Annotated in this window: 8 protein-coding genes; 3 read left to right on the forward strand and 5 right to left on the reverse strand. The window is 37.4% G+C overall.

The genetic code is table 11. The features are described from left to right. Together E5A76_RS20490 and E5A76_RS11045 are read right to left on the reverse strand one after the other, a co-directional pair. Positions 1–272, reverse strand: a 272-nt coding sequence (locus E5A76_RS20490) for a hypothetical protein (RefSeq protein ID WP_222932518.1), incomplete at its 3' end; no start/stop codon positions are given. 93 nt (positions 273–365) lie between these two features. Next, the gene (locus E5A76_RS11045; RefSeq protein WP_161118962.1) at positions 366–968 is read right to left on the reverse strand and encodes a recombinase family protein; all 603 of its coding nucleotides are present in this window, start codon (positions 966–968) and stop codon (positions 366–368) included. 216 nt (positions 969–1184) lie between these two features. On the opposite strand from E5A76_RS11045, the gene E5A76_RS11050 reads away from it, so the two are divergent. From E5A76_RS11050 to E5A76_RS11060, 3 genes are all read left to right on the forward strand, one after another. Then, the gene (locus E5A76_RS11050) at positions 1185–1874 is read left to right on the forward strand and encodes a hypothetical protein (RefSeq protein WP_161118963.1); all 690 of its coding nucleotides are present in this window, start codon (positions 1185–1187) and stop codon (positions 1872–1874) included. An 8-nt stretch (positions 1875–1882) separates the two neighbouring features. Continuing rightward, positions 1883–3001: an ImmA/IrrE family metallo-endopeptidase gene (locus E5A76_RS11055; protein ID WP_161118964.1), complete on the forward strand. Its 1119-nt coding sequence runs from the start codon at positions 1883–1885 to the stop codon at positions 2999–3001. Between the two features lie 973 nt (positions 3002–3974). Beyond that, positions 3975–4652, forward strand: a complete 678-nt coding sequence (locus E5A76_RS11060; RefSeq protein ID WP_161118965.1) for a hypothetical protein — start codon at positions 3975–3977, stop codon at positions 4650–4652. A 105-nt stretch (positions 4653–4757) separates the two neighbouring features. Here the strand turns inward: E5A76_RS11060 and E5A76_RS11065 are convergent, their stop codons facing one another. The 3 genes from E5A76_RS11065 to E5A76_RS11075 form a co-directional block, all read right to left on the reverse strand. Then, the gene (locus tag E5A76_RS11065) at positions 4758–5543 is read right to left on the reverse strand and encodes a hypothetical protein (RefSeq protein ID WP_161118966.1); all 786 of its coding nucleotides are present in this window, start codon (positions 5541–5543) and stop codon (positions 4758–4760) included. Between the two features lie 149 nt (positions 5544–5692). Beyond that, a complete protein-coding gene (locus E5A76_RS11070; RefSeq protein ID WP_202443270.1) occupies positions 5693–6019 on the reverse strand; it encodes a hypothetical protein in 327 nt (108 codons plus the stop codon). Beyond that, positions 6016–6231, reverse strand: coding sequence for a hypothetical protein (locus tag E5A76_RS11075; RefSeq protein WP_161118967.1), 216 nt, complete (start codon positions 6229–6231; stop codon positions 6016–6018). The genes E5A76_RS11070 and E5A76_RS11075 overlap by 4 nt, the downstream gene beginning before the upstream one ends. Positions 6232–6805 lie beyond the last annotated feature (574 nt).

Raw genomic sequence — 6805 nt, forward strand, 5'->3', positions numbered from 1 at the left:
TTATTAATAATTGACAGTTTTATATTATCAATAGAATCAAAATTTAAACTACTTTTAAATGAATTAAAATTAGTACCTAAGTTAGCACCTAAAATAGCACCAGCCACCAATTGAAAAAATACAATTAAAGCGGTAGATATAGGATGTGATATAATAGATACAATAACTTTAATCAAGATATGCAAAAAATTTAACCGATTTAATCCTAACCGTTTAAATAATCTTTTAAGTTCACTAAGGTAAAAAATCTTAATAGGTCTTTCTTTTCTCATGAATATTAAACCAACTTACATTATTAACAATGATGCCGCATTCTTAAAGTTGACAGTATACTATACCAAAAACTTAATATATTGTTTTTAATATCAAATTAATGACTTCACCACTCTCGCTATCGTTGCCCTGCTGCACCCTAACTTCTGCTGTATCTCTGAATAACTCCGCCCAAGGCTTAACTGATCCCGAATATCTTGATGCAGGGATTCATTCACACGGCGACCACGGTACTTTCCTTCCGCTTTTGCTTTCGCAATGCCTTGCGCTTGGCGTTTATGGCGAGTTTCGTAATCATCACGGGCCATCGCGGCCCCCAAATCCAACATAAACTCAGTTAAAGCCAAGGTAATACTGTTTTGTTCCCCCGAACTGAACACTGCATGCGTCATCGGCTGATCTGCCACTACAATCACCAACCCTTTTTCCATGATACGGGCTTTTAAGGTTTTCCATTCAAGCCAAGGTAAACGAGTGAGGCGATCCATTTTTTCAATCAGCAACACATCACCGGCTTCGCTGTCATCTATCAACTTGTTGAGTTCAGGACGTTCTAACTTGGTGCCAGATTGGTTTTCGATGTAGTAGCCAGCAATACGACTACCAAATTTGGCGCCAAAGGCTTTGAGTTCTTCTTTTGCTCGTTGGGCATCTTGCTCGGTGGTTGAGGCACGAAGGTAAGCACGGATCAGCATGGTTTTCCCTAAACTGGTTTAATTTAAGTTAGTTTCTTAAATCAGTTTAGTATAGATGGTTTCACAAATGAAGCGGTAAGGGTTGAGAGGCGATGGGAAGTGGTTTCGTTAGGGTATACATTAAAGTTAAAGAAGGAAAACATAAAAACCTATTTCTTGTTTTACCCCCTCAAACGAGGTTAAAATACAGGAAATCTTAAATCTAGGTGATCCAACGTGTTAAACATTAAAGTTACTGAATACCAAAAAGAAGAACAGCTTCTTTCTCAAAAAGAAGAACAGCTACAATCATTAAATATGCCAGAAGAAACATTAAGAACAGCTCTATTAAGAGGCTTAAGTTCACGTCGAAGTATGACAAAAAACAATCCAAAAACTGGCGGTGGGCAATATTTTTACAACGAAACAGTAAGAGCATTACGTGAATTACTGAAAGACAAAGGTTTTGTTGGCGAATCTATCCGAAATATAGAGCTAACAATTAACCAAGATCTAGGAGTGGCAATCTACTTATGTTCAGGCTGTAACCAAACAGGGCTAAAGAACGGTACACCTCAATCTAAGACAAGCAAGGGTGATTTCACCTTGGATCTTTTTAATTTAAATCAAATTGAAAGCCCAAATTACGATATGTTTGAAGAGCTTATACCCAAAAAGCAAGCAAACAATGCAATAAATTGTGAAATTTGGTTCTTATTACACTATTTCAATAAAGACAATAATAGTCTTATGGCTGAACTAACCAAGCCAATTTCTTTTAATAGTAAAGGCTATGTTACTGGATTTGATCGTGAAAATAGAATCATTATCGACCTTGATATTAACAAACCAATTGATATCGATGACTCTACTTTGACCCAATCATTTAATGCAGACATAGATATACCAATTGAACTTAAAATTTAAGAAAAATGATGTTTAATTCACAACGATTAAAACTTGCACGTGAACGACGAGGCATGACAAAGAAAAGTCTTGCTGAATTATCTGGCATAACAACTAGAACACTTTCAACTTATGAAAATGCAGGTTTTTTAGAATCTATTGATGAGAACACTTTAAGTAAAGTTGCAGCAGCTCTAAATTATCCAATAGAGTTTTTTTTCCAAGATAACCTTGAATTGCTTCAACAAAATGGTGTCAGCTTTAGAGCTATGACCAAATTGAGCGCAACCAAAAGAGATGCGGCATTAAGTGCTGGTTCAATTGCGCTTGAATTAAATGATTGGATTGAAAGTAAATTTAGTCTACTGAATCATGACCTTTTAGATTTTAGTAAAGAAAAGTTCGCTGAACCTGAAATATCTGCGACTTTACTCAGAGAACACTGGGGGCTAGGTGAGTTATCGATATCAAATATGATTCACTTACTTGAATCAAAAGGGATCAGAGTCTTTTCACTTGCCGAGAACTGCCTTGATGTAGATGCTTTTTCATTTTGGCTTGATGAAAAGCCTTTCATCTTTCTAAATACAATGAAAACGCCAGAGCGAAGTAGATTTGATGCTGCACATGAATTAGGCCACCTTGTTCTTCACAAACATTCTTCAAATAATGGGCGAGAAGCAGAAGAACAAGCAGACAAGTTTGCATCCGCATTTTTAATGCCAGCGGCAAGCGTTGTGGCAACAATATCAGAGTACCCACAACTTGATGATTTAATAAAACTGAAGAAAAAATGGAAAGTATCACTTGCAGCTTTAATAAGACGAACTTTTGATTTAAATATTTCAACAGAATGGCATTACAGGCAACTAAATATAGCTTTATCTCGAAAGTATGGAAGAACTAAAGAGCCTGAGGGAATGGAGCAAAGAGAGACATCACTTATACTAACAAAAGTATTCGACGCTTTAAGGAATAAAGGAATTAAGAGGTCTGAGTTATTAAAAGAATTAAACTTGCCGCTTGATGAATTAAGAGCTTTAACTTTTGATAATAACTATTTTGGTTTAGAACTAATTTCAAAAATGAACAATGTAACCGGTACAAAAAGTTCAACACAACCAACAACATTAAAAATAGTTAACTAACAAAAAAGCCTGCGCCAGCAGGCTTTTTTATTGCTTTTGATCTTGCTTTACCACAACGACAAGCCCCCGTAGACCGCCCGATAAACACAGTAAATAAAGCCTGTAACCAGATAGGTAAAGCCAAAGGCGTAGACACCCTTTATTGGTTCTGAGCGGGATACCCTGGGCGGGCGGGGGAGGTTGTGGGAGTCGATGTGCGAAGCGCGAGATAATTGGCCCGCAAGGCCAAGACGGCAGACAACCAACGCACACAAAAAGCAAAATGCCACCGAACTGACGTGAATGTTTGCAGGCAACGCCTGCTAGGGTGCAGCCACGCTGCGCCTTTGCTTTTGATGTTGGCTTGTGGCCAAATCGATCACCGATGCCAAACTGAGCGCGGAAAATTTAACATAATTGCCGTTTTATGCGTTGTGCCCAGTGCCCGCCAGCTTGCTGGGGTTAGGCACGTAACATTTCGCATAAAAACCATTATGTTAAGGCTGCTTTGTGCCAGCAAAAGGCACCAAGTAGCCGTAATTATGAAGCGCCAGCACCCACGATACCCAAACGCACGGTAATGGCGAACCACAAACCAATGCAATTAAACCTAAGAGTGTGAGCCATTACGGTGCGAACGGCTCTTGTTTGCGCGAAGCGTAAACTTCCCCAAGATTGGGGATAGGGGTTGGAAGCAAGCTCCTAAGCTAGCCAGCGGCAGAATGAATGTAAAACCGCCCCGATAACACCATGACGTTGCCTTGGTGTGAGCGATGCTTGCATTGCGGCTTTTCACACGAAGGCGCTTTAACGTGATGGTGTAAGGGTGTGGTTTGCAATGAATGGTGCGTCTCGCTGGCGGGCCTTATTCTCGGAGTGTCCGAAAGTGATAAAACCATCATAAATCAACGAAATCACATGTTAACCAGCTGATAATAATAGATAAGTAGCGTATTATCACTTTCAATCACAAATGTATTTAAGGCTGTCAATATTGAACAATACGAACAAATGGGAAATATGCTTTAATGCCTACACTAAAGAGTGTACAAGAATAGCTATATTTAGAGAAAGCTTAAAAGCGATTGGAATAAAATTTAAAATATCAATTTTATTCTCTCTAATACTTTTTGGCTTTTGTTTATATTCATCCATTTACTCTGCTTACAAAAAAGACTGGGATTATTACTATATATATCTAGGCGCCACTATATTATTTGAATTTATTAGTCTTGTTTTAATCATCAAAGCTCAGAGTATTTATACAAAAGAAGAATATTCAGAATATGAACTATCACAAGTACCTCCGGAAGATAATAAAGATCAAAAAGCGAGGGATCTAAAGTTCCATAGAACTTTAAGTTTAAACGAAATAAAAAAATCTCATATAGAAGGAATATTAGAAATACTCAATGCAAGGATACTAATCAGTGAGAATAGCGGACTTGGTATAGAAAAAATAATTGGTTTTTTAGTCACATTCTCAATATCAATTTTAGTTGCAACAATGAAAAACCTTGATATTAAAGTTATAGCTCTTATTGGTATAGCTGGAATGTGCTTCTTCATCTTCATTTATATGATCATCAAACTGACGCCAAACAAGAGAGAACAATTATATGAATTAAAATACTTTTTAACTATATTCGCTAACGAAGAGCGACAACAATAAACACCATTAATATGGCTAAAAAACCATACCTCATCGTTTTCTAGCCTATCTACTAATAGATTACAGTAAATTAATTTAGAGTCTATATTGCTGGGTATATCATAATCAATAGCGATTTCTTACCAATCGGATAGCATCAGCTGTAACAAGTTTATCTACTTGTACATCTAAAACTACGTTTATAATTTCAGCCAAAGCATTGTTACTAAATCTAAATCCGTCAGGTAAATCATTAAGTTCATCAAATGCACTATCAAAAGCTAAAACAAAATCTTTGATATTTGAGACTCTTCCTTTCATAACAACATCTGGAATAATGCTATGCTCAGGCTCTTGTAAATTAGATTCAAATAAGGCTATAGACTCAACTATATCCGCTCTTTTAGGCCAGTATTTTAAATCAAATTGACCATCTAATGAGCGAAGTTTTTCTGATAGTGCGAATTCATAATACCCATTATCTTTACCACCTTGCTCTATCATGTCAAAAACTGATTGATACTCTTGTTTGCAGAACCCTGAACTTCTGTATAACTCTTCTTGTTCTCTAAGAGCTTGTGACAGTTTTTGAGCTAGCTCGATAATATCTTTTGTGTTTTTCTTAATAGACTTAAGCATTTCCCTTGAAGCAACAATAGATTCTTGAGCCAATTCATAACTATCCCAAATGTGTTCAAATGTAAGCCATAAATGTGGACTATCCATTTTGTCGGAGTAACCAAAAGCATCAACTAACTCTCGAAACATAATAGAAAGCTCATCACTCCTTAAGAGCATTTGCTTCATAACTTTTTGTCTATCTTTATACTTATTATTTTCAATAAAATTTTGCAAATCTCTTTCAATATACGCTCTGCAAAATTCGGTTGGTGTTGTTTTAGGCAAATTCATAAAACAATATATCTCTTTGATTAAAAACTAAATCCATAATAAATCCATCAATAAATTCTGTCCGTATCTAAAGGATATTTTTTTATTCATCTTTAGATACGCTATATAAAAGCCCTGCAACGCAGGGCTTTTTAACACTTACCGCACTCCTACAACGACGTATACAACCCCGTCATTTCTGTGAAAGTATCCTCTAACATGTCGCAGTAAATCCCCGGTTGGCGTGTGACTTCAATGTATTCCAGTTGACCTCGCTTTTTACGAAAGCTGATCACCGTGTAGGTATCACACGGATCCAAAATTACCCGTAACCGTGTCACTTTGTTGATTGCCCCCGTATCAGTAGGTAAATCAAATTGCAGCCCAGGTTCGGTGAGGCCAACAAAATGTTTTGCGCCGGTCATGGTAATAAAACGGTTACCGCCGAGCTGGCTTAAAATGGTGTTGGCTATTGCCATATAATACGGCTGACTCATAGCGCCCCCTCCTGCTCGTAACTTTCTACCGCTTCAATAAAACATTCCAGATCGTGACAAGTAGCAATCACTGGCCCTAATGCAGGGTATTGCTTAAGCACAAAGTTAAGCGCATTCACCATCTCCAATACGCTAGGGTTACATTCACGTAGTCGGGTATAGAGTTGGTACAGACGCTTATCAATGAAGTAATCGCGGGATCTGTCGCTCATCGTTGTAGAGCCTGAGTGGTGCAGCGGTGATACGCTGCTCGGTTGATGTGCCTTAGTGGAGCCGCCTCAAAATAACTTACATAAGTTACTTAACTTACGTAAGTTGTGTAACTTATTCTTTTGTTATATATCAATGTGTTAAATAATAACTCAATATACTTGGTGCAATATCTAATAACTTTGCAGTCGCTCTAATTCCCCCCCATTGCCCGATACTTTTCTATCTTTTCACGTTTATCATCGAGCTTTAAGCGTTTGGCTGATCCTTTCGGGCGGCCCAATATTTGGCCTTTTACTTTACGTTCCGATAAACCATAGTGAAATAACCCAGATAAATGATCAAACCTAAAGGTTGGACACAAAAAACAGCAGAGAGCGGGGATGAAAGTAAGCACTGAAGTACAGTAAGTTTGAATTTGATTCTGAATGAACGCCGAGTAATGGAGATAATAAAAAAGCCCCTGAAGTGCTAGGGGCTTGGTTTGAGCAATGCAGTAATCATAAAGATTGAATATATTAATCTGAATATTACTCTACTTTAGAAGGTACCCATTCTCCATTATTATAAATAAAT

The organism is Photobacterium lucens, assembly GCF_009873615.1.
GTDB lineage: Bacteria > Pseudomonadota > Gammaproteobacteria > Enterobacterales > Vibrionaceae > Photobacterium > Photobacterium lucens.